The following is a 23,761-nucleotide window of genomic DNA, read 5'->3' on the forward strand; positions in this document are numbered from 1 at the left end:
GCGGCTACTGATGTACATGCAACCCACATTCCTTATTGGTCTTGTGCTCCCACCACCAGCGGCCTGCACGGAAGTCTTCGCCTTCCTTGACAGCACGTGTACAGGGGGCACAGCCAATACTGGGGTAACCCTTGTCATGCAATGGGTTATAGGGGATACCATGGCTACGAAGGAAGGATAACACTTGCTCTGTTTTCCAGTGTAGGAGCAAATGCACTTTAATAATTTGGTTACTTTCGTCCCATTCCACCATGGGCATCTGCTCCCGATGGGGTGATTGTTCGGCACGGAGTCCTGTGATCCATACTTTATTCCCCTGCAAAGCACGCTTGAGCGGTTCTACCTTGCGGATATGACAACACGCATGTCGCAAGGGAACGGACTGGTAAAAGGCATTGATACCATTGTCCTGTACATACTCCTCTATCGCTTTTGCATCGGGATAGTAAGGGGTAATCTTGGTATGGTAATACTCATTGGTAAGCTCCCAAGTGGTATAAGTCTCATAGAAAAGGCGCCCTGTATCTAGAGTAAAGATCTTGATAGGGAAGTGTCCTTTCATGATAAAATCGGTAATGACCTGATCCTCCATACCAAAGCTAGTGGAGAAAACCACCTTATCGGGATAGCGCTCGGTAAGGAGGGCGAGTATTTCTGTCTCTGTAAGAGAGGCCGTTGCTGTGAGCAACGAATCTATATCGGGATGCATTATTTTTAGGTTTGGAAATGCAAAAATACGAAAAATAATGATTAATGGTTAATGATTAATGATTAATTACTCAAAGAGCTTTTATATATGGTTTTAGATTATATCCAAATAAGTGTAATAGATTGATACTGTGTAGTATATAGATGCTGACTAAGATGATTCTTGATTAGTGTTTATATTTACAAACTCCTTTGATGTATTTTTTGTTGTTTAGTACATTTTTTGTACATTTGCAGAAAATTTTCATGGCTCAATGATACCTTTATTTATAAGTACTCCTGAACTATTATTTGTACTCTTTGTGGCGGTGCTGCTCTTTGGCACCAACAAAATTCCTGAAATCGCTCGTACCTTGGGCAAAGGCATGCGACAACTCAGGGATGCCACCTCAGAGATTAAGGAGGAAATCAACAAAAGCGTAGAGAAATCAGGTATAGATACCTCCCTGATTGATGAAGTAAAACAAGAGGTAGAGAAAGCCAAAGAAGGCTTAGAAGACCCACTGGGAAGTATCAAACGAAACCGATAACACATGGCAAAGACGAGCAAAGAAACCCCCTTGATGAAACAATATAACCAGATTAAGGCAAAGTATCCCGATGCCTTATTGCTCTTCAGGGTAGGCGATTTCTATGAGACATTCAAGGAGGACGCCGTCAAGACCTCACAAGTGTTGGGTATAGTACTGACTTCTCGCAATAATGGCAGTGAGGATACTTCCTTAGCTGGCTTTCCTTATCATGCTCTGAACAATTATCTACCGAAGCTCGTCAAGGCTGGTTACCGCGTGGCTATCTGCGACCAATTAGAAGATCCAAAGCTTACCAAAACCATCGTCAAGCGTGGTGTTACGGAGCTAGTAACCCCTGGGGTTGCCCTCAGTGACGACATACTACAGACGCGTAAGAACAATTTCTTAGCCTCTGTTTGGCTACATACCCCCTTGTGTGGGGTATCTTTCTTGGACATCTCCACTGGTGAGTACTACTTAGCTGAAGGGGATATCCCTTGTATAGACAAGCTCCTACAGAATTTTCAGCCCAATGAGGTACTCATTGCCAAAAAACAGCGCAAGGAGATAGAAGACGCCTTTGGAAATGGCTGGCACTACTTCGGTTTGGAAGACTGGGTCTATAAAGAAGATTTTGCCTATGAGGCACTAACCAAGCAGTTCCAGACCAATTCTCTAAAGGGCTTTGCCGTAGAACAGCTGCGCCAAGGCTGGATCAGTGCAGGGGCTATACTACACTACCTATCCGAGACACAGCACCACCAGCTACAGCATATCACCAGTATTCGCCCTATCATAAACGACGAATATGTATGGATGGACAAGTTCACCATACGAAACTTGGAACTATATGGCGGAGGACAATCAGGCAGTGTAGGCCTCTTGGAAGTCATTGATAAGACCCTGACCCCTATGGGTAGCCGTATGCTTAGGCGTTGGCTTGCCCTACCACTAACAAACCTTAGTCAGATACAAGAGCGCCACCAAGTGGTACAAGCCTTAGTCGCCCACACCGAACTTAGAGAACAAGTAAGGGATCACCTGCACAAGGTGAGCGATATAGAGCGCTTGCTTTCCAAGATAGCCACAGGAAAAATCACTCCACGAGAGCTTATCTATCTGAAAAACTCCTTATTTGCTGTACTTCCCTTAAGAGCAATTACTCTCCCGAATGAAGAAGTTGCCCTCAAGAGACTTTTTGAGCGTATCTGTGACCTAGAGGAATTATGTGAGAGAATTGGCCATACCCTTGAAGAGGATGCCCCCGTGAATATCCTAAAAGGCAATACCATCCGAGCGGGCTTCTCGGCCGAACTGGACGAGCTACGCAACCTCTCCCATTCTGGTAAGGAGTACCTTAACCAGCTATTAGAGAGAGAGATTGCCCAGACCCATATCTCTTCCTTGAAGATAGATAGCAATAATGTCTTTGGTTACTATTTTGAGGTGCGCAATGTCCATAAGGACAAGGTGCCTGCTCACTGGGTTCGCAAACAGACCTTGGTGAATGCCGAACGCTACATCAGTGAAGAACTCAAGGAATATGAGGAGAAAATCCTTCATGCTCAGGAGCGTATCGCTACCTTAGAACAGGAATATTTTGCCTCGCTCATCCAAGAGGTCATCGCCTATATCTCTCCTATACAGCAGACAGCCATTGCCATAGGAGAGATAGACACCCTCTGTGGGTTTGCTCTTTTGGCTACAGAGCGCCAATATACGCTCCCACAGCTGGACGATTCCTTAGTTATCAACCTAAAGGAAGCACGCCATCCTGTGATAGAGCAGCAACTCCCCCCTACCCAACCCTATATAGCCAATGATATCTATTTGGACAATGAGCGCCAACAGATTATGATGATCACAGGGCCTAACATGAGTGGTAAGTCTGCCCTCCTGAGACAGACTGCCCTAATCGTCCTATTGGCTCAGATAGGTAGTTTTGTCCCTGCCAAGCAAGCACAGATAGGTATTGTAGATAAGATATTCACCCGTGTAGGTGCCAGTGATAATATCTCACAAGGGGAATCTACTTTCATGGTAGAGATGAATGAGGCCGCTCTGATTCTCAATAACCTCTCCCAGCGAAGCCTTATCCTCTTGGACGAGATTGGTCGTGGTACCAGTACCTATGATGGTATCTCTATTGCATGGGCTATAGCCGAGTACCTACATGAGCACCCTACCCATGCCAAGACCCTTTTTGCCACTCACTATCACGAACTCAATGAGATGCAAAACGAGTTTGCCCGTATCAAGAATTTTTCTGTCTCGGTCAAGGAAGTCAAGGGAAGTATTCTCTTTTTGCGCAAGCTCGTGGAGGGCGGTAGCGAACACAGTTTCGGTATTCATGTAGCCAAAATGGCAGGAATGCCCCCTTATGTGATAGAAAAAGCAGAAAAAGTGCTTGAGAAATTGGAGAAAACACATCAGCTAGAAGACAACAAGGAGCAACTCAGTAAAAAGAACAAAGAAGGTATGCAGCTGAGTTTCTTTCAATTGGACGATCCCCTCTTGGAAAGTATCAAGGAACAGCTCATTCATACCGATATAGACAACCTCACCCCCATAGAGGCACTGATGAAACTCAATAGTATTAAGAAAATGCTCAAAAAATAGTGAGTAATGACTAACGACTAGTGACAAGTGACTAACAACTAGTGACAAGTGACCAACGACTAGTGACAAGTGACCAATTGTTATTTACGAGAAAAAATTGTATCTTTGCAGAAACTTTTCATTATTCATTTTTCACTTTTCACTCATTTCCGCTTGTTATTTCAAATAAAATCCTTACTTTTGTGCGATAGAATTAAATACAATATATTATGTATAACTTATTAAAAGGAAAAAGAGGCATCATCTTTGGTGCTTTATATGAGAACTCCATAGCATGGAAAACCGCTGAGCGCGTACATGAAGAAGGAGGCCAGTTTGTCCTTACCAATGCGCCTATTGCGATGCGCATGGGAAAAATCAATGAATTAGCTGAAAAAACAGGTACTCAAGTAATCCCTGCTGATGCTACCAATATGGACGACTTACAGAATTTGGTTACCAAAGCGGTAGAAATCCTCGGTGGTAAGCTGGATTTTGTACTACACTCCATAGGTATGTCGGTCAATGTACGTAAAAATATCCCTTATACTGAGTCTAACTATGACTTTTATGCCAAGGGCTGGGACGTTTCGGCGCTTTCTTTCCATAAGGTGTGCCAAGCCCTCCATAAGAATGATGCAATGAACGAATGGGGTAGTATCGTAGCACTTACTTATATCGCTGCCCAACGTACTTTCCCTGACTATAACGATATGGCCGACAACAAGGCTTACTTGGAGTCTATCGCGCGTAGTTTTGGGTACTTCTATGGTAAGGATAAGCATGTGCGTATCAATACCATCTCCCAGTCCCCTACTCCTACCACTGCTGGACAAGGTGTGAAGGGCTTCGATGGTTTTATCACCTACGCTGAGCTAATGTCTCCACTGGGCAATGCCACTGCTGATGACTGTGCCAACTATGTTGTTACCCTCTTCAGCGACCTTACCCGTAAGGTTACTATGCAGAACCTCTATCACGATGGCGGCTTCTCCAATGTAGGGGTCACTCCTGAGGTAATCGCTCATATGAGTAAATAATTTTTTCATTTTATATAATTCAAAAAACTATCATTGCTATTAATGATAGTTTTTTGTTATCTGTCATTCATTACTTGTCATTAGTCATTAATCATTAGTCATTATTATGGAGCCTTTTAGCAAAGAAGTATTTGATCTTTTTGGGCAGAAATTAAAAATAGGAAATCGCCGAGGGGTACACCTCAATGCGGTAGTGAGCAACTCGCGCTATAAGTTCGATTTAGCGCGACTTTCAGCTATATTCAAGAGCCTACCAGAGCGGTTTGTCTTGGACTTACTGACCGTGAAAAACCTCAAATTCACCTTCTCCCTGCACGATACACCCTCTACAGCTATTGATGAGCGCGATTATACCATAGTAGAAACCGCTGAAGCAGCAAGAGCAAAAAAGCAAACAACCGAAAAAGACGAGAACAAAGAGCGAGCAGAGCTTTTGGAAAAACTCTCCGATGGGGTAGATAATCTCATTTTCCAGAGTGAGGCCATCTTTCAGGAAAAAGGTGTCAATGCTTTGGGGTTTGGTTTTCCTATCTTAGCCAGACGCGATTTGACAGATGGGCAGATCACAGTGGCTCCTATACTTATTTGGTCGGTGAGAATACGTCCTACCTCCCAGCTCAACACTTGGGAAATTAGCCGTAGCGAGGACGATCCTATCTATATCAATGAAGTGCTTATCAATCACTTGCAGAACGACTCCCATGTTACCATTGCCCCTATCCCTGACCAAATGCTCGAAGACGGCAAGATAGACAAAGCGGAACTCTACCAGATATGTACCGACCTACTTAGTCAGTTAAAAATCAAACAGAACCTTGATTTCTTAGAGAACAACTATGCAGAGATAAGCCCTATCAAAACCAAGTCCGCCTACGAGGCACTCCTGCCTGAAAAGGGCAATGCGCTGATTGAGAAGGCTGGACTCTTTTCCCTTTTTGAGGTACAGAAACAAAACATCATCAATGATTATCAAAGTCTTAAGGAGCAGTTTTCCCCACGCGAGAGTACGCCTAAGGGGGATTTTCAAACCTTTACCAGTATTCCTACCGACCCTTCTCAGCAGGAAGTGCTAGAGCAACTCCGCACCCAATCGCACCTGCTCATACAAGGCCCCCCTGGTACGGGAAAAAGCCAGACCCTTACGGCTATCTTGGTCAATGCCTTAGAGAACCAACAGAAGGTCTTGGTAGTCTGTGAGAAGCAAACCGCCCTAGAGGTACTACACCACTCCTTAGAGAATCATGGCTTAGGCAAATACACCATTCTTATCAAGGACAGCATAGCCGATAGAAAATTGGTAGTGGATGCTGTGCGCAATATCTTGGACGACCCCGCTTTCAAAAAGGCAATTCCCCCCTACCCACAAGAGGCCAAAGACACACAAATTGGAGGATTAAAGCAGCTAAAAGAAGCCATCAACCTACACCACAAAGAGCTATTCACTCCCCTAATCTCTGGGGAAAACTGGACGGAACTTATGGGACAACTGCTCAAGTATGCCCCACAGCGCACTGCTCTCTCCCTACAAGGACTCTCCTTAAGCTTTACCGATGAGGAACATGAGGCGCTCAGGGAAACTCTCGCCCGAGCCCAGCGACTATACACCCCTTTTGCCCCCTACAAAGAGGGCTATCTATACAACCCTAAGACACTCATAGCCAAGCCTTATCAACAAACAGCACATCATACAGAAGCCACTTTTAACAGCTATAAAGAACAATGGGCACAGATTCTTTCCCTATATGAGCAGTATAGGGGGGAATATCTATATAAGCGCAAGGAAGAACTCTCTGAGCAAATCCAGCTGCTCACTACCTATATAAATGAGACAGAAGCCCTTACCAGCCTGCTTCCTGCCGATGCCGACCAATACAATCGTAAGCGTACCGAAAGCTTTTTGTATAAGCTTAGCGCACTCTTCATGAGCCAACGCAAGGAGGCTATCACTCAGCAAAAACGCTTATTGTGGCTTTGTCAAGAAATTAAGAAGATTAGCCTGCACCCCAATTTTGCCCCGCTTTCCCTTTCCGATAACCTCTTTTCCAATAAGGAGCAGATTCTTCGCTATCGAGAGGAACTTGGCCGAGCCAGCGCCCACTTCGAGGAAAAAGTAGCTGCTGACTTTGCCTCTTTGGATGTGGCCAACTTCTACGAGCCTAAGTTTGCCAGCGATACCCTACATGCGCTCACCAGAGCTTTAAGCCAACTAAAAGAACAAATAAAGGAGCATGCTTATATAGCCGCTACCCCTCAGGGGCTGACTTTCTTTGATTTCAAGCGTTATATAGAGAGTGCTTTGGAGCAACACAACCAATACCAAAACGATCACAACAATCCCTTAGAGGTAGGTTATCAATGGTTTGCCTTCGAAGCAGAACTTTCTGCTTTGCTTAAGCAATGTTTGCTACTCTTGGAACAAGCCCAAGCACTCCACTGGGAAGCCTCTTTCCTATACGCCTATTATGAGGCTTTCTTGCTCAAAAAATCGGAGACACTCAGCGCCTTTTCGGCCAATACCTATGAGGATTTTAGAGAAAAACTCCACCGCTTTGCCGCTTCACAACAGCAGATGATTACCCAATATTGGGATCAAGCTCAAATAGCAGCCGTCAAGGACTTTGAAACCAACCACAAGGAGCTGACAGTGGCCAACCTATATAACAAGCGCCGAAGTGAAAAGCACAGCCGCCTATCTCTCAGGCAGATAGCCAGCAAAGATACAGACCTATTCACCACCTTTTTCCCTATAGTACTCACCACCCCCGATAGCTGTTGTAACCTTTTCCAAGGAAAGAACTTCTACTTTGACTATGTCGTTTTTGATGAAGCCAGTCAGCTGAAATTGGAAGACAACCTCCCTGCTATTCTCAAGGGAAAAACTGTTATCATCGCAGGAGACGAACACCAGATGCCTCCGAGCAACTACTTCAGTAAGATCTTTGACGGCGGCTACCAAGATGAGGAAGAGATAGACGAGGAAGACCAAGCCCTCCAGAAAAACTCCCTGCTCTCGGTAGAGTCGCTGCTTGACTTTGCCCTTGAGTACAAGTACGATAAGCATCATCTGGACTTCCATTACCGTTCCAAACACCCTTACTTGATAGATTTTTCCAATGTAGCTTTCTACAACGGGAAACTACGCCCCTTGCCTCGTTTTGAGAGTGAAAACCCTATCAACTTCTACCAAGTAGATGGCACTTTTCACGAATATACCAACGAAGCCGAGGCACTCAAGGTCATTGAGATTCTCAGAGAAATCACCCCCAGAGAGGACGGCAGTTACCCCTCTGTAGGGGTAGCCACTTTCAACATCACCCAGCGCAACCTTATCCGAAAGAAGCTATTGTGGCTCAGGAACCAGCCTACCGAACAAGAATTTGCCGAGAAACTCACCGCACTAGAACAAGCAGGACTCTTTATCAAGAACTTAGAAAATATACAGGGAGACGAACGAGATATCATTATCCTTTCGGTAACTTATGGAAAGAAGAAAGATGGCAAGTTTGTCCAGAGTTTTGGCCCTCTAAACCAACAAAAAGGCTATAAGTTACTCAATGTGATTATCACCCGTGCCAAAGAAAAAATCTATGTATGCAATTCCATACCTGAGGCGGTATTCCTCAATTATGCCGATGCCTTAGCCCAAGAGCAGGCCAACAATCGCAAGGCCGTACTCTATGCTTATTTGGCTTATACCAAAGCGGTAAGTGAGGGAAATAATCAAGCTATGGGGGAAGTATTACAAAGTCTCGCCCTCTATGGCAACCTGAGGAAAGAAGCCACTACTCAAGGACAATTGCTATTCAAAGAAGAAGTTTTTGCGCTACTTTCTACACAATTTCCTACCCTTAGTCTTAGCAAGGATAAGCCTTTCGGAGGTTATATGATCGATATACTACTGACGCCCCCTTCAGGCAAGCCCATCGCCATAGAGTGTCTGAGCAAGCCCATCTACCAGCAGTCTATGGGCTATTTGGAAGACCTACACAAGGAACAGATTCTCCGTGATGCAGGCCTTGATTATATGCGTATCCATGCCGATAAGCCCATCAAAAGCGCCCTTTCCGCTCTTGAAAAAACACTCGCTACCCGATGAAAAGAAAGATCATATACACCCAAGACGGCTCCACTACCTTAGAAATAGAAGCATGGGGCGAACACTATCACTCCATGCGAGGCGCTATAGGCGAGGCCTACCATGTTTTCATTCACCAAGGTTTAGAACTCTTCGCCGGAAAAAAGATTTTTTTGCTTGAAATAGGCCTTGGAACAGGCCTGAATGCCTTTATTACGTTCTTAGAACATGAGCGGCTACAACAGACTATTCATTACGAAGGTGTGGAGGCCTATCCCCTAACGGCTGAGGAAGTCGCCTGCTTGAACTATCCTGAACTATTGGACGCTGGAGATAAGAAGTCCGTCTTCGAGCTACTACACAGCGCCCCATGGGACGAGACAGTTTCGCTCTCCCCCACTTTTACCCTTAAAAAGCGCCTACAATCCTTTGAGCAAATCTGCGACCAAGAGCGTTTTGACCTTATCTACTTTGATGCTTTTTCGGCCAGTGTACAACCAGAGCTATGGACAGAGACCCTTTTTGAACGTATGTACCAAGCACTCAAAACAGGCGGCATCTTGGTTACCTACGCCTCCAAAGGGAGTGCTCGCCGAGCCATGCAAGCCGTTGGTTTCAAAGTAGAAAAGCTCCCTGGTGCTTTAGGGAAACGAGATATGCTCCGAGCTAAAAAAGAATAAAAATGAGCCTTGGGTGCAAAAAAAATTATTTTTTTAATAAACATTTGTTTTTTAATAAAATAGTTGTATTTTTGCACTCGGAATTGGTAATTAAGAGGTAGAGGGCGGATAAGTCCTCTTTTTTTATAATTATATGAACTTAAAAGAACGTGTAAAAGAACTGATTGACAAGGGGTTAGAGGAGAATCCTTCACTCTTTCTCATTGACTATTCAGTAGGTGGGGACAACCTCATCAAGGTAATTATTGATGGCGATAATGGAGTCGGTATAGAAGATTGTGTAGCCTTAAGCCGTGCTATTGAGCATAATTTGGACAGAGAAGAGGAGGATTTTTCCTTAGAAGTAAGCTCTTGTGGTATCTCCGCTCCTCTTGTTTTAGAGCGCCAATATACCAAAAACATAGGTCGCGAGGTAGAGGTCAAGACCGCTACAGCAAGCCATACAGGGGTAATTAAAGGAGTAAGTAATGCAGTGGTAACCCTTGAGGTCACCTCGCGCCAGCCCAAACCACAAGGAAAAGGGAAAATTACCGTTACCGAGGAAATTCTTCTGCCTATAGAAGAGATAAAAGAAGCAAAATTAAAATTAAAATTTTAGATACTCTCATGGAAAATAATCTCGATTTGATAGAATCCTTTTCAGAATTTAGAGACGACAAGCTCATAGATCGCGAGGCACTGATGTCCATCTTGGACGAAGTGTTCAAGACTGCTTTGAAGAAAAAATACGGTTCGGATGAGAACTTTGATATCATCATCAACCCCGATAAGGGTGACATAGAGATATGGCGCAACCGTATTATTGTAGATGACGGTATGGTGGAGAATCCCAATGCAGAGATACCACTGAGCGAGGCACTCAAAATAGAATCGGACTTTGAGGTAGGGGAAGAGGTTTCCGAAGAGGTGAAAATCAGTCAGCTCGGCCGTCGTGCGATCTTGGCCTTGCGACAGAATCTCATCTCCAAGGTACATGAGTATGACAACAATACCGTTTATAAGAAATTCAAAGAACTCATCGGAACTATATACACCGCTGAGATACACCATATTAAGGGAAAAACAGTAATCTTGCTTGATGATGAAGGCAATGAGATCCTCTTGCCTAGAGACAAGCAAATCCCATCGGACTTCTTCAAGAAAGGAGAAACCACTAAGGGGATTATAGAGTCGGTAGATTTCAAAGGAAATAAGCCCTCTATCATTCTTTCCCGCACCTCACCTGTATTCTTGGAACGCCTTTTTGAGCAAGAGATTCCAGAGATTGCCGATGGGCTTATCACCATCCAAAAGGTAGCCCGTATTCCAGGGGAGAAAGCTAAAATTGCGGTAGATACTTATGACGATCGCATAGACCCTGTAGGGGCTTGCGTGGGCGTGAATGGTGCTCGTATCCGTAGCATCGTACGCGAGTTAGGCAATGAGAATATAGATGTTATCAGCTATTCAAGCAATATCAACCTATTCATTAGCAAGGCTTTAGCTCCTGCTAAAATCACCTCTATCACAGTGAATGAGGAAACCAAGCGCGCTGAGATTCTCTTGGCCTCCGAGGAAGTTTCCAAAGCTATCGGTAAGGGAGGAAGCAATATACGCTTGGCGAGCCTGCTTACAGGTTATGAGATAGATGTATTCCGTGAAGGCGCCGAAGAAGACGTAGAACTCTCCGAATTTGAAGACGATATAGAACCATGGGTAATAGAAGAGTTCCGCCGCATAGGCCTTGATACTGCCAAGAGTGTCTTGGAATACAGTGCTGAAGAATTAGAAAAACGCGTAGATTTGGAAGCTGAAACAATCCAAGAAGTATTGCGTATTCTCAAGGAAGAATTTGAAAATTAGCCTAAAAACCAAATAATACACAACCAACACACATCAGACAAAATAAAAAAACGAGCTTAGAAAAATTTATGGCCGAGGATAAAAGATTAAATAAAGCAGCAAAAGAATACAACATCTCTACCGATAGAGTAGTTGAATTTCTCAAATCAAAAGGGCATACTATAGATCCCAAACCCAACACCAAAATCCCAGCAGAACTAATTGCTCTCCTTGAAAAAGAGTTTGGTTCTGACAAGAAAAGTCGTGAGACCTCTAAAGAAATCACTCAGGAGCAACGTAGGGAAAAAGAGGCTATCCGTCAGGAGCTTTTAGAAAAAGAAAGACAGGAAAAGGCACAGAAAGAACAAGAAATTATTCGTGCCAAAGCCACTATTGCAGGCGCCAAAGTCGTTGGAAAAATTGACTTGGATCAGCCTAAAAAAGCTACGCCCCAAGAGGTAGCCCCCCAGCAGGAGACTACCCCTAAGGAGAAAACTGCCCCTGAAACACCTGCTGTAGTAGAAAAAGAAGTCCACAAAGAACCCGCTCTGGAGGAAAACCATTCCGACAAGCACAAGGATAAAGACAAAAATAAGCATAAGGACAAGGATAAAGACAAGAAAGATGTCAAAAGCCCCCTTAGCAAACAAGAAAAAGACCTTAAGAACAAGAGTAGAGAACTACTCTCTGGCAAGCCCATCCTCTCTTCCAAAGATGCTGCTAAAAAAGAAGAGAAAAAGCCTCAAATAGAACCCGAACCTGGTGTAATAGAAACCAAATACACCAAACTAACAGGGCCTAAGCTCGTAGGTGAAAAAATAGACTTGTCACAGTTCGAACGGCCTAAAAAGAAAAAGAACGGCAAGGACAAGGATAAAAACAAAGATGCTGCCTCCGGCGATAAGCAAGGAAAGCGCAAGCGCAAACGTATCTCTTCTGAAAAAGAAAATACGGCCAATCCTAATGCACCAAAAGGAGGAAACAGCAACAACAAAGATAACAAAGACAAAAACAAAAATAAGAAGAAAGACGGAAAAATCTTTGTAAAAACAGAGCCTACCGAGGAAGAAGTACAAAAACAAGTACGCGAAACCTTGGAGAAACTACAAGGAAAATCTGTCAAATCCAAGGGTGCTAAGTATCGTAAAGAAAAACGCGACAGCCATCGCCATAAGAGCGAGGAGGAAATAGCACAACAAGAAAGAGAAAGCACCATCTTACGCGTAACAGAGTTCGTTACAGTCAATGAGCTTTCTACCATGATGGACGTGCCTGTCAATAAAGTGATTGGAGCTTGTATGTCCTTGGGTATTTTCGTTACGATGAACCAGCGCTTGGATGCGGAGACCCTCGCTATTGTTGCCGATGAGTTTGGCTTCCAGATAGAGTTCTCCACTGCAGGTATTGATGAGGCTATCCCTACCGAGGAAGATCGTCCAGAGGACTTAGTTCCTCGTGCGCCTATAGTAACCGTTATGGGGCACGTGGATCACGGGAAAACCTCCTTGCTTGACCATATCCGTAATGAGAATGTAATTGCCGGTGAGAGTGGTGGTATCACCCAGCACATAGGTGCCTACTCGGTAACCCTCAAGCGTAGCAAGCAACGTATTACCTTCCTTGACACCCCAGGACACGAGGCCTTTACCGCCATGCGTGCCCGTGGTGCCCAGATTACCGATATTGCTATTATCGTAATTGCGGCCGATGACGACATCATGCCACAGACCAAGGAAGCCATCAGCCATGCACAAGCGGCAGGCGTACCTATTATCTTTGCTATCAACAAGATAGATAAGCCTGCGGCCAATCCAGAAAGAATCAAAGAACACTTGGCCAATATGAACCTCTTGGTTGAGGAATGGGGTGGTAAGATCCAGTCCCAAGACATCTCTGCCAAGAAAGGTATAGGCGTGAGTGACCTCTTGGACAAAGTTCTCTTGGAGGCTGAAATCTTAGAGCTTCGCGCCAATCCGAATAAGCGTGCTGTAGGTACCATAGTGGAAGCTGCCTTGGACAAAGGTCGTGGCTATGTCTCCACTGTATTGGTACAAGAAGGTACCTTGAAGATAGGAGATTATGTACTGGCAGGTACCCATTCTGGGAAAATACGCGCTATGCAAGATGAGCGTGGAAGAAATGTAAAAGAAGCCATTCCTTCTACCCCTGTGACCATATTGGGACTTGATGGGGCGCCTCAGGCAGGTGATAAATTCTATGTCTTTGAAGACGAGAAAGAAGCCAAGCAAATAGCTGCTAAGCGTACCCAACTCCTTCGCGAGCAGTCTGTACGTACACAGCGCCATATCACTCTGGACGAAATTGGCCGCCGTATTGCCTTGGGAGACTTCAAAGAACTCAATATTATCCTCAAAGGGGACGTAGATGGTTCTGTAGAAGCCCTTACCGACTCCTTCCAGAAACTCTCTACCGAAGAGATTCAAATCTCTATCATTCACAAGGGAGTGGGTGCAATCACCGAGTCCGATGTCCTATTGGCTTCTGCCTCCAATGCCATTATCGTGGGCTTCAACGTACGTCCTATGGCCAATGCACGTGCCTTGGCCGAGAAGGAAGAAATAGATATCCGTACCTACTCTATCATCTACGATGCAATCAACGATCTGAAGGATGCGATGGAAGGTATGCTTTCACCTGAAATGCGTGAAGAGGTCACAGGTACGGTAGAAATCCGCGAACTCTTCAAGATCTCCAAGGTGGGTACTATTGCAGGTTGTATGGTTACCGATGGAAAAATATATCGTAACTCCAAGATACGCCTCTTACGTGAGAATGTGGTCATCTATACTGGCGAACTCTCTTCGCTCAAGCGCTTTAAGGACGATGTGAAAGAGGTGAGCAAGGGCTATGACTGTGGTCTGCAAATCAAGAATTACAATGACATCAAGGAAGGAGATATCATAGAAGCCTTCCAAGAAGTAGCTGTTAAGAAAAAATTATAATCATCATGGAAATAACTGCTTCCATTGCTAAAGATATTGCAAGCACTTTGCTTGACATTGAGGCTATTAAGCTCAGTCCTGAAGTTCCTTTCACTTGGGCTTCAGGCTGGAAATCGCCTATCTATTGTGATAACCGTATGCTGCTCTCTTTCCCTGCTGCAAGGGAGAAAGTCGCCCTTACCATGAGCCAATTTATCAAAGAAAAATATCCTAATGTACAGCTCATAGCAGGGGTAGCCACAGGAGCCATAGGTATGGGAATGCTCGTGGCTGACCGCTTAGGCCTTCCCTTTGTCTATGTACGTCCAGAGCCTAAAAAGCACGGGCGTGGTAACCAGATAGAAGGCAGTTTCACCGAAGGGGAAAAAACTGTGGTGATAGAAGACCTCATCAGTACAGGTATGAGTAGTATAGGAGCGGTCAAAGCCCTGAGAGAAAACCACTTGGATGTACTAGGTATGGTCGCTATCTTCTCCTATTTATTCGAGGTAGCTCAGCATAATTTCTCTTCAGCGGCTATAGGCTTAGATACCCTCAGCCAATATAACGCCCTACTGGAAGAGGCCAAAGAGAGAAATTATATCTCTCAAGCCCAGCTAGAAACCTTGGCTAAGTGGCGCTTAGCCCCTGACAAATGGACATAAAATAATCTAATATGAAAATCACCTCCCCTATCGTATCCGTCGGTCTACCTATTACAAGAGTCTATGAAAAATTGGAGAATGTTGCTCTTTTCAAGGAACTCATGCCGGAGAACTTGTCACACTTTGCCTCTTCGGAGGACAATGCCTCTTTCTCTTTTTCCCTAAAGGGTATGCCTGAAATTTTCTTGGAAAAGAAAAAGCTCACTCCAGTGAGTGAACTCATCTATGGAGCGCCAGAGGGCAAGCTCCCTTTTACGCTTCGCATCGGCCTTGACCCCAAATCGGAGGCACAGACGGAGGTTTCCTACACCTTCGAAGGAGAGTTCAACCCTATGCTGGCCATGGTTGTGAAAAGTCCTATTACCAAGCTACTAGAGACTATGGCTGAAAAAACAAAGACCTTATGAAAAAGCACCAAAGACTGATGCTAACTTACGGGAATATCATAGCAGGGGTTAGCATTGCCCTAACAATGCTACAATACACCTTAAATGCCTACAATGGTAAGCCACTTACGGTGTTTCTCTTTGGTATTCTACCTATCTTAGTCCTTGCTTTATGTATATTTTTAGGAATTTATCAGAGCAAAGAGCGCAGTTTTAGACAGATGATAAAGGTAGGGCTGGGTATTTCTATACTTTTTGCGGTGATAGCAGCTATTTTTTGGGTTATTTTTATCAAATATATAGCACCAACCCACTTGGAGACTCTCAACAGCCTACAATTGGAAGCCTATAAGGGAGAACACCCAGAGGTAGATGCTCAGACTATCGAACAGATGCGCACTGCTATGGAAGGCAATACCGCCCCATGGATACAATTCAACTTATCGCTGGTGTCCAACTTGTTTTTTGGTCTGATCCTCTCCCTTTTGGCGAGTTCCTTTTTTAAAATTTTCAACAGAAATTAATCCTTGTCCATGCAAATATCGGTTGTTATTCCCTTATTCAACGAAGAAGAATCTCTTCCTGAACTCCATCAATGGATCCAAAAGGTCATGGAGCGAGAGGATTTCTCTTATGAAATTCTCTTTGTAGATGACGGCTCTACGGATCATTCTTGGGAAGTCATACAACAGATTTGTACCAAGGATAGCCATGTAAAGGGAATTCGTTTTCTAAGGAATTATGGCAAGTCCCAAGCACTCAATGCAGGTTTTGCAAAGGCTGAGGGTGAGGTAGTCATCACTATGGATGCCGACTTGCAGGACAGTCCAGAGGAGATCCCAGCTCTCTATCACATGATTGTAGCAGAAGGCTATGACTTGGTATCAGGCTGGAAGAAAAAGCGCTATGATCACAAGCTCACCAAGAACCTCCCTTCCAAGCTTTTTAACTGGGCAGCACGGAAGGTCTCAGGCCTTACCCTACACGACTTTAACTGTGGCTTGAAAGCCTACCGCAAGGACGTAGTCAAAACGATAGATGTTCGTGGAGAGATGCACCGCTATATACCCGTACTGGCCAAAAGTGCTGGTTTCTCACATATTACTGAAAAAGTAGTGATCCATCAAGCACGCAAGTATGGAAAAACAAAGTTCGGTATAGAGCGCTTTATCAACGGCTTCTTAGACCTACTCACCATAGGCTTTCTCTCTAAGTTTGGCAAGCGCCCCATGCACTTATTCGGAGCCTTGGGGGTACTGGTATTCTTCATAGGCTTTTGCTTTGCTTTTTACTTAGGGATAGATAAGCTCTTTATAGACCCTACAGGACGTCTTATCACTAATCGCCCGCAGTTTTTCTTGGCACTCACTTCCATGATTATAGGAACTCAGTTCTTTCTGGCAGGCTTCTTAGCCGAATTGGTACTTAGAAGTAGGGAGACAGAGCCAAGGTACCATATCCGAGAAACTATTCATTAAATAACTAATTATAATTATGTATCGCTTTAGCATTCTTTTTCTACTGCTTGTAGCTGCTTGCAACAATACTCCTCAAACCTCCGAAAATACTCCTTCCACGCAGGAAGCCTCCCAAGAAAAGGCCCCTGCCCAAGAAGGAATTCACTATGAAGGGGTACTCCCTACCGAGGATGGTGACCTGCTCTCAACTACCATTATCTTAGGAGAAAATAACACCTATTCCCTCTTACAACGCTCACAGAATAAGGAAACTAACCGAGAGGAAAAAGGAAAATTTGGCTGGGACGAAGAGAATAAGACTATTTTCCTCATCAGCAAAGATGGTCAAAAGAGCTATTACAAGGTAGATGCCCAAGTGCTAATCTACTTGGCTGATCCCAATAAGAAGCTAACTACAGAAGAAGAAGCAAGGGTTACCCTACACCAAAAACAATAAAAATGGCTATTCCTGTCTATTGTATGCCTGGTATGGCGGCCAGTTCTCGTATCTTTCAGCACCTAGAGTGGCCTGAGGAGTACGAGGTACATCTGCTTGACTGGGACGAGCCGCATGCTAAGGAGTCTTTTGCTGCCTACGCCTCTCGTATAGCCCAGAGAATCACCGCCCCCAATCCTATCCTTATAGGGGTCTCTTTGGGCGGGGTATTGGTACAACAGATAGCTACTTTGCTACCTGCCTATAGGGGGGTAGTGCTTATTTCCTCGATAAAATCGGCCGAGGAACTCCCCCGCTGGATGCGCTGCTGTAAGAGGCTAAGACTACAGAACCTACTACCCCTAGAGTGGCTAGCTAGCTTTGAGTTTTGGAAGCGTACCAAGCGATATAGGAAGTTGTACTACAAGTATATAGGTCTTGCCTCACCCCACTACTTAGCTTGGTGTGCCCGTGAGTTGCTCAACTGGCAATTCCCTGCGCTCCCCCCAGAGAAACTCATTCATATACAAGGAGATAAGGACATAGTCTTCCCTATCAAGAACATTAAGGATTGTATCCGTATCCACAATGGCACCCATATTATGATCATCAGTCGCTTTCGCTGGTTCAGGGAACACTTTGTATCGCTCATAGAGCGGTTTAGTAACCAATGATTAGTGACTAATGACTAGTGACTAGTGACTAACGAAACAAAACGTGAAAAATAAGTAAAATTTTATTTTTGCTTTCAAGAAAAATCACTATATTTGCACCAAATTTGACAATCAATGAGTGTTATCTATATGCTCATATCCATAAGTACTGTAGTGGTAGGATTGTTCTTGTTTTTGTACCTGCGCGCTATCCATAGTGGCCAATACGAAGACGTAGAAAGTCCTGCTATTCGCATGCTTTTTGAAGATGAATTGGTAACCCCTACTTGTAAGGAAGAACAAGAGGACAAAGCACATATATCTTACCACAAAGACAAGAAAGAAAAGCAAACAACAACTTAAAACTTGCTAAATCATTTTTTTATGGAAATGGAACAATTTTATTACGACAACAAAATTGTTAAGAACTTCATTTATGCGACGCTCTTCTGGGGTGTTGTAGGAATGAGTGTGGGCTTGCTATTGGCCTACTATTTTCTGTTTCCTACGCTTACCGAAGGCGTATCGTGGTTGAGCTTTGGTCGCTTGCGTCCATTGCATACCAATGCGGTCATCTTCGCTTTCGTAGGGAATGCTATTTTTGCAGGGAGTTACTACTCTATGCAGCGTTTGCTTAAGGCACGTATGTACAGTGATTTCTTAAGCAAACTTAATTTTTGGGGCTGGCAGCTAATCATCTTAGGCGCTGCTATTACTTTCCCTATGGGCTTTAGCACTTCCAAGGAGTATGCAGAGCTGGAATGGCCTTTTGATATTGCCATTGCAATCGTGTGGGTGGCTTGGGGTGCCAATATGATTGGAACCCTCATCAAGAGAAGACAGCGCCACATCTATGTAGCCATTTGGTTCTACTTAGCTACTTTCGTAGCGGTGGCCTTGCTGCACATCTTCAACAACTTGGAGTTCCCTATCTCCCTTACCTCCATGAAGAGCTATTCTGTATATGCAGGGGTACAAGATGCCTTAGTGCAATGGTGGTATGGGCACAATGCGGTGGCTTTCTTTTTGACAACCCCTTTCTTGGGACTGATGTATTACTTCATTCCTAAGGCTGCCGAAAGACCCGTATATTCGTACCGACTCTCCATCATTCACTTTTGGAGCTTGATCTTTATCTATATGTGGGCTGGGCCTCACCACTTACTCTATACTGCCCTTCCTGAATGGGCACAGAACCTTGGGGTGGTATTCTCCGTAATGCTCGTAGCGCCTTCTTGGGGAGGTATGATCAACGGACTGCTTACCCTACGTGGTGCTTGGGACAAGGTACGTACCGACCCTGTGCTTAAGTTCTTGGTAGTGGCTGTTACTGGCTATGGTATGGCTACTTTTGAAGGACCTACCTTAGCGTTAAAGAACGTAAATGCCATTGCCCACTTTACCGACTGGATCATCGCTCACGTACACGTAGGAGCACTCGCATGGAATGGATTCCTTACCTTTGGTATGATCTACTACCTCGTGCCTAAGATGTGGAAAACCAAGCTCTACTCTGTACGTATGGCTAATACCCACTTCTGGATAGGTACCTTAGGAATCGTGTTCTATACTATTCCACTCTATATCGCAGGCTTTACCCAAGCTACCATGTGGAAACAGTTCTCCCCCGACGGAAACTTAGTATATGGTAACTTCCTTGATACAGTCAATGCCATTATGCCTATGTACGCTATGCGTGCCATAGGAGGAACACTCTATATCACTGGAGCTATCTTGGCCGTTATCAATGTTATACAGACTATCCGCCAAGGACAAGCTGTAACCGATGAGCTTGCCGAGGCACCAGCCTTAGCACCTATCAGCAAGAGACGTGTGGCTGGTGAGACACTTCACCACTGGCTCGAAAGAAAACCTGTACAAATGACCATTTGGGCTACTATAGCTGTGGCCATAGGAGGTGCAGTACAGATTATCCCTACCCTATTGGTTAAAGAAAACATTCCTACCATAGCCGAAGTAAAACCTTATACCCCACTCGAATTGGAAGGTCGCGACCTATATATCCGTGAGGGTTGTGTGGGCTGTCATACCCAAATGGTACGTCCGTTCCGCAGCGAGGTAGAGCGCTATGGAGAGTACTCCAAGGCTGGAGAGTTCGTCTATGATCGTCCGTTCCTATGGGGAAGTAAGCGTACCGGACCTGACTTGCACCGCTTGGGTGGTAAGTACAACAACAACTGGCACTTCAACCACATGCTGGATCCAAGACAGACCTCTGCAGGAAGTATCATGCCTTCTTATCCTTGGCTGATTAAGAATGAGCTAAACACCGACAGACTCCTACAGAAGATGCGCACCCTTGCCAAATTAGGCGTACCTTACAACGAATCCGACTTCAAGTTTGCTCATGAAAACTTAGACGTACAAGCGCGTGCTATCGCTAATAGCTTGCAGAACGACCCTAACTTTGTGGCTGACTATGAGGCTTCTAAGAAAAATGCCGAGGTTCGTGGAGAGCAATTTATCCCCATCGAAAAACGTGAAATCGTGGCTATGATTGCCTACTTACAACGATTGGGTGTAGATATCAAAGCAAAAAAAGAAACCGCTGAAAAATAATTCGTTATGATGAAGTTTATCAAACACCACATGGCCTCCATCGAAGGTGTTTCACTTTACCCGATTATTTCTTTGATTATTTGCTTTACTTTTTTCATTGCCCTTTTCTGGTGGGTATTCTCCTACAAGAAAAAGGACTTGAATGAGATTAGTAACCTTCCTTTAAACGACGACGATCAAAACAACAACATTTTATGAGAAATTTATTAGCTTTAATACGTATTCTTATCATTGTAGGCTTCGCTGCCTTATTGTTAGAATATATATATGGGACAGAAGCAGCTTCGGCCATTACTTCTATCCCTTCCATTGGTGGCTTTCTGATCTTTCTGACTCTTATCCTTATCGGCATAGAGATGGTTGCCTATCGCAAAGAAGACCTTTTAGACCACTTGCTTTCTGATGAGCAAAAACGCCAAAGAGAGCTGGCCGAACAAAACAGCTGGTGGGGACGCTTTGTCGCCAAAATGCTTGACCAGAAGCCTTTGGAGAAAGAATCCGAGATTATCCTTGACCATAACTATGATGGAATTCAGGAGCTAGACAACAACCTCCCTCCTTGGTGGACATACCTTTTCTACGCATGTATCATCTTTGCTGTAGTGTATCTGTTCAAGTATGAAGTATTCGGTGGCCCTGACCAAAAAGCTGAGTACGAACAAGAACTTACCGATGCTAAGTTAGCCATTGAGGCTTTCAAAAAGGCCAATCCAGGTATGATTGATGCCGATAGCGTTACGGAACTCACCGATGCGGCTAGCCTACAAGAAGGGAAGAGCATCTTCCAAGCCAACTGTATCATGTGCCACGCTCCTGACGCTGGTGGAGGAATAGGCCCTAACCTTACCGATGACCACTGGATTCTAGGTGGTGGTATCAAGAATGTATTCCACACCATCTCCGAAGGAGGGCGTGAAGGTAAAGGAATGGTTGCCTGGAAAGCTACCCTTACCGCTAAGCAACGCCAACAGGTAGCCAGCTATGTACTCTCCCTACAAGGTAGCAGCCCAGCTAGCCCTAAAGCTCCTGAAGGAGATATCATTTGGAAAAAAGAATAATCATTATCAATTGTTAATTATCAATTGTTAATTGTTAATTGAAAAGTGCTTGTAGTTCTAAGTTCTACAAGCACTTTTTTTGTAAGATAATGCATACTATAGCCTAAAAATATCCTCTGTTGCTACTGTTAATTCTGGAAATTTAACGGAAGAAACTATATCTCCCTCTATGATAGGAGGAAGAGCGCGGTATTTGCCATTTTCAAGTACAAACTGGGTGATTTCCTTGTCAATAGGGCGTACTACCCAATATTCGTATACACCTGCTTCTTCATAGAGTTCATATTTGTAGCGCATCTCCTTCTTAGTATTGCCTGGTGATAGTATCTCAATAATCAGATCAGGCGCGCCTAAACAACGCTTATCGTTCTCTAACTTTTTAGAGTCGCACACCACACAGATATCAGGCTGTACAACACTATCTTCTACGCCCTTTTTGTTCTTGAGTACTACATCAAAAGGAGCTGCAAAAAGTTTGCAGGATTTTCCTTTGAAATAATGATACATCTCGCCATACAAATTCCCAGATATTTTTTGATGAGAAATAGCAGGAGCTGGACTCATCTTAAAGATTTTACCTTTGAGGATTTCCAACCTATCTTTTATTTTCCAAAGCACATAATCAGCATAGGTATATACACCATTGATAAGGTCTAGTTGTTCAATATTGGTAATAACGTCACTCATAGTAAGTATTTTTAGATTATCAGAGACAAAGATAGTGATAAATCACCAAATTGCCAAATCATTTTTCAGAACTTACTGCCCCATTTGCGATAAAGCAAACAGTGGACATACTCTCACTGTACGTTCTGACTTATCTTCTGTATCGGTATAGGTGAACACTCCGAAATTCTCCAATGAGGCTCTAACAGCATTCTTTAGCTTCTTTTCTCGCATAAACAGCCACAGACTCTTCATGCCTCCTTGTGTACCTGCTTTTACCTCTATAGGCAATACTGCCGACTGGTAGGGTACCAGATAATCTACCTCTGCTTGTGCATTTTTGGCTTTGCGCATCCAGTAGAACAGCTCATGTCGCATATTGGGGGTACGGTATCGTAACAATTCAAGCCCCGCAATCATCTCAGTAAGTGCCCCTTTGTTTACTAAGTCAGTAGGGTTTTGGGTGAGTATTTGAGCCGTAAGCGCTGAGATGTCGCCCGTCATATCAAGCCAACGCAGTAGTAACCCACTGTCAAGCAGTAGCATTTTTCTATAAGTAGGGTCGGCTTCACTGCCTAAGGGTAGTCCATTGGCATTGGTGTGTGTTACAGGGGTGATTATCCCTGCTAAAATAAGCATTTCCAACGCTTTTTTCACCTCATGGGCACTATATCCTCCCCCCACTTGTGAGTAGACAAACTTTCTACCTATTTGTAGGGCTACACTTTGCAGGGTAAGCCTGAGCAAGGTTGGGTCTACTCTCTTTCGGTATTTAGGAAAATCGTCCTGATAGGTAAGTACAATATCATCTTGCACTTCTTGACAAGCCAAATAATCGCGTGTGGCTACCCACTTGGCTACTACCTCTGGCATACCCCCTACCAACATATAAGAACGAAATAACCCTACTAACTTCTCATACAAGGGAAGTGGTAAAGGCGCTTCAGCTGTAGCACTATTGCGTGCTTCCAACAGCAAGGTTTCACCACAAGCCCTTAGGAACTCATCAAAGGTCATTGGGTAGACAAACATAGAGTGAATACGCCCCACCCCAAAGGTAGGCAGTGTTTCGAGGGCAAACTCCAAGAGCGAGCCTGCTGCTATTACATGCAAATCAGGCATATCTTCTTTAAAAAAACGCAATGCCATAATCGCCTCGGCGGAGGTCTGTATCTCGTCTATAAAAAGTAGTGTTTGCCCAGCAACAATAGGCTTGCCCACCATAGCTGAAAGCTGGGGTACTATACGCTTTACATCGAGGTCTCCCTGAAAGAGGGATATAAACGAGGGTTGTTTTTCTAAGTTTATTTCTACGAAATTCTCAAACTGCTTGCCCAACTCTCTTACGGCTGTTGATTTACCCACCTGACGGGCACCCCTTAACAATAAAGGTTTGCGAATAGGGCGTAAAGCCCATTCTTTTAAGTAGTTGTCTATTAGCCTTGGATAATACATCTTATAAGTAGTTATATATCAGAGGGCAA

At 44.3% G+C, this 23,761-nt stretch carries 20 protein-coding genes; 17 read left to right on the plus strand and 3 right to left on the minus strand.

Annotated elements, in window-relative coordinates:
• Positions 1 to 4: 4 nt before the first annotated feature.
• Entirely contained in the window at positions 5 to 709 is a 705-nt protein-coding gene (locus tag HMPREF1154_RS09970; RefSeq protein ID WP_009642481.1) for a phosphoadenylyl-sulfate reductase, read from the minus strand.
• Between the two features lie 253 nt (positions 710 to 962).
• On the opposite strand from HMPREF1154_RS09970, the gene HMPREF1154_RS09975 reads away from it, so the two are divergent.
• The 17 genes from HMPREF1154_RS09975 to HMPREF1154_RS10060 all read left to right on the plus strand — a co-directional run bounded on the left by HMPREF1154_RS09975 (position 963) and on the right by HMPREF1154_RS10060 (position 21,611).
• Entirely contained in the window at positions 963 to 1,238 is a 276-nt protein-coding gene (locus tag HMPREF1154_RS09975) for a Sec-independent protein translocase subunit TatA/TatB (protein ID WP_009642460.1), read from the plus strand.
• Between the two features lie 3 nt (positions 1,239 to 1,241).
• Entirely contained in the window at positions 1,242 to 3,839 is a 2,598-nt protein-coding gene (gene mutS / locus HMPREF1154_RS09980) for a DNA mismatch repair protein MutS (RefSeq protein ID WP_034567313.1), read from the plus strand.
• A gap of 209 nt (positions 3,840 to 4,048) precedes the next feature.
• Positions 4,049 to 4,858: an enoyl-ACP reductase FabI gene (locus HMPREF1154_RS09985; RefSeq protein ID WP_009642454.1), complete on the plus strand. Its 810-nt coding sequence runs from the start codon at positions 4,049 to 4,051 to the stop codon at positions 4,856 to 4,858.
• A 106-nt stretch (positions 4,859 to 4,964) separates the two neighbouring features.
• On the plus strand, positions 4,965 to 8,954 hold the full coding sequence (locus HMPREF1154_RS09990; RefSeq protein ID WP_009642491.1) for an AAA domain-containing protein: 3,990 nt from the start codon (positions 4,965 to 4,967) through the stop codon (positions 8,952 to 8,954).
• Positions 8,951 to 9,613 (plus strand): tRNA (5-methylaminomethyl-2-thiouridine)(34)-methyltransferase MnmD, encoded by a 663-nt coding sequence (gene mnmD, locus HMPREF1154_RS09995; RefSeq protein ID WP_009642477.1) that lies wholly within the window; start codon positions 8,951 to 8,953, stop codon positions 9,611 to 9,613. The genes HMPREF1154_RS09990 and mnmD overlap by 4 nt, the downstream gene beginning before the upstream one ends.
• Before the next feature lie 133 nt (positions 9,614 to 9,746).
• Positions 9,747 to 10,211, plus strand: a complete 465-nt coding sequence (rimP, locus tag HMPREF1154_RS10000) for a ribosome assembly cofactor RimP (RefSeq protein WP_009642479.1) — start codon at positions 9,747 to 9,749, stop codon at positions 10,209 to 10,211.
• Positions 10,212 to 10,219: 8 nt separating this feature from the next.
• Entirely contained in the window at positions 10,220 to 11,455 is a 1,236-nt protein-coding gene (gene nusA / locus HMPREF1154_RS10005; RefSeq protein ID WP_016419785.1) for a transcription termination factor NusA, read from the plus strand.
• 68 nt (positions 11,456 to 11,523) lie between these two features.
• The gene (gene infB / locus HMPREF1154_RS10010; protein WP_009642475.1) at positions 11,524 to 14,397 is read left to right on the plus strand and encodes a translation initiation factor IF-2; all 2,874 of its coding nucleotides are present in this window, start codon (positions 11,524 to 11,526) and stop codon (positions 14,395 to 14,397) included.
• 5 nt (positions 14,398 to 14,402) lie between these two features.
• The gene (pyrE, locus tag HMPREF1154_RS10015) at positions 14,403 to 15,041 is read left to right on the plus strand and encodes an orotate phosphoribosyltransferase (RefSeq protein ID WP_009642473.1); all 639 of its coding nucleotides are present in this window, start codon (positions 14,403 to 14,405) and stop codon (positions 15,039 to 15,041) included.
• A gap of 11 nt (positions 15,042 to 15,052) precedes the next feature.
• Positions 15,053 to 15,448 carry an orotate phosphoribosyltransferase gene (locus HMPREF1154_RS10020; protein ID WP_009642467.1) on the plus strand — a complete coding sequence of 132 codons (396 nt, stop codon included), beginning with the start codon at positions 15,053 to 15,055 and terminating at the stop codon, positions 15,446 to 15,448.
• A complete protein-coding gene (locus HMPREF1154_RS10025; RefSeq protein WP_009642478.1) occupies positions 15,445 to 15,951 on the plus strand; it encodes a DUF4199 domain-containing protein in 507 nt (168 codons plus the stop codon). Before HMPREF1154_RS10020 ends, HMPREF1154_RS10025 begins: the two co-directional genes overlap by 4 nt.
• 9 nt (positions 15,952 to 15,960) lie before the next feature.
• Complete coding sequence (locus HMPREF1154_RS10030) at positions 15,961 to 16,905, plus strand: glycosyltransferase family 2 protein (RefSeq protein WP_009642490.1); 945 nt, start codon at positions 15,961 to 15,963, stop codon at positions 16,903 to 16,905.
• A 16-nt stretch (positions 16,906 to 16,921) separates the two neighbouring features.
• On the plus strand, positions 16,922 to 17,341 hold the full coding sequence (locus HMPREF1154_RS10035; RefSeq protein WP_009642480.1) for a copper resistance protein NlpE N-terminal domain-containing protein: 420 nt from the start codon (positions 16,922 to 16,924) through the stop codon (positions 17,339 to 17,341).
• A gap of 2 nt (positions 17,342 to 17,343) precedes the next feature.
• Positions 17,344 to 17,994, plus strand: coding sequence for an alpha/beta fold hydrolase (locus HMPREF1154_RS10040; protein WP_009642464.1), 651 nt, complete (start codon positions 17,344 to 17,346; stop codon positions 17,992 to 17,994).
• 114 nt (positions 17,995 to 18,108) lie between these two features.
• Positions 18,109 to 18,336 carry a cbb3-type cytochrome oxidase assembly protein CcoS gene (gene ccoS / locus HMPREF1154_RS10045; protein ID WP_009642468.1) on the plus strand — a complete coding sequence of 76 codons (228 nt, stop codon included), beginning with the start codon at positions 18,109 to 18,111 and terminating at the stop codon, positions 18,334 to 18,336.
• A 21-nt stretch (positions 18,337 to 18,357) separates the two neighbouring features.
• Entirely contained in the window at positions 18,358 to 20,553 is a 2,196-nt protein-coding gene (gene ccoN, locus HMPREF1154_RS10050) for a cytochrome-c oxidase, cbb3-type subunit I (RefSeq protein WP_009642450.1), read from the plus strand.
• 194 nt (positions 20,554 to 20,747) lie between these two features.
• Positions 20,748 to 21,611, plus strand: coding sequence for a cbb3-type cytochrome c oxidase N-terminal domain-containing protein (locus HMPREF1154_RS10060; RefSeq protein ID WP_009642482.1), 864 nt, complete (start codon positions 20,748 to 20,750; stop codon positions 21,609 to 21,611).
• Between the two features lie 96 nt (positions 21,612 to 21,707).
• On the opposite strand, the gene HMPREF1154_RS10065 is transcribed toward HMPREF1154_RS10060, so the two are convergent.
• Entirely contained in the window at positions 21,708 to 22,298 is a 591-nt protein-coding gene (locus HMPREF1154_RS10065) for a Uma2 family endonuclease (RefSeq protein ID WP_009642448.1), read from the minus strand.
• A gap of 72 nt (positions 22,299 to 22,370) precedes the next feature.
• Positions 22,371 to 23,732 (minus strand): ATP-binding protein, encoded by a 1,362-nt coding sequence (locus tag HMPREF1154_RS10070; protein ID WP_009642487.1) that lies wholly within the window; start codon positions 23,730 to 23,732, stop codon positions 22,371 to 22,373.
• Positions 23,733 to 23,761 lie beyond the last annotated feature (29 nt).

This window comes from Capnocytophaga sp. CM59 (genome assembly GCF_000293175.1).
In the GTDB taxonomy this organism is placed as follows: domain Bacteria; phylum Bacteroidota; class Bacteroidia; order Flavobacteriales; family Flavobacteriaceae; genus Capnocytophaga; species Capnocytophaga granulosa.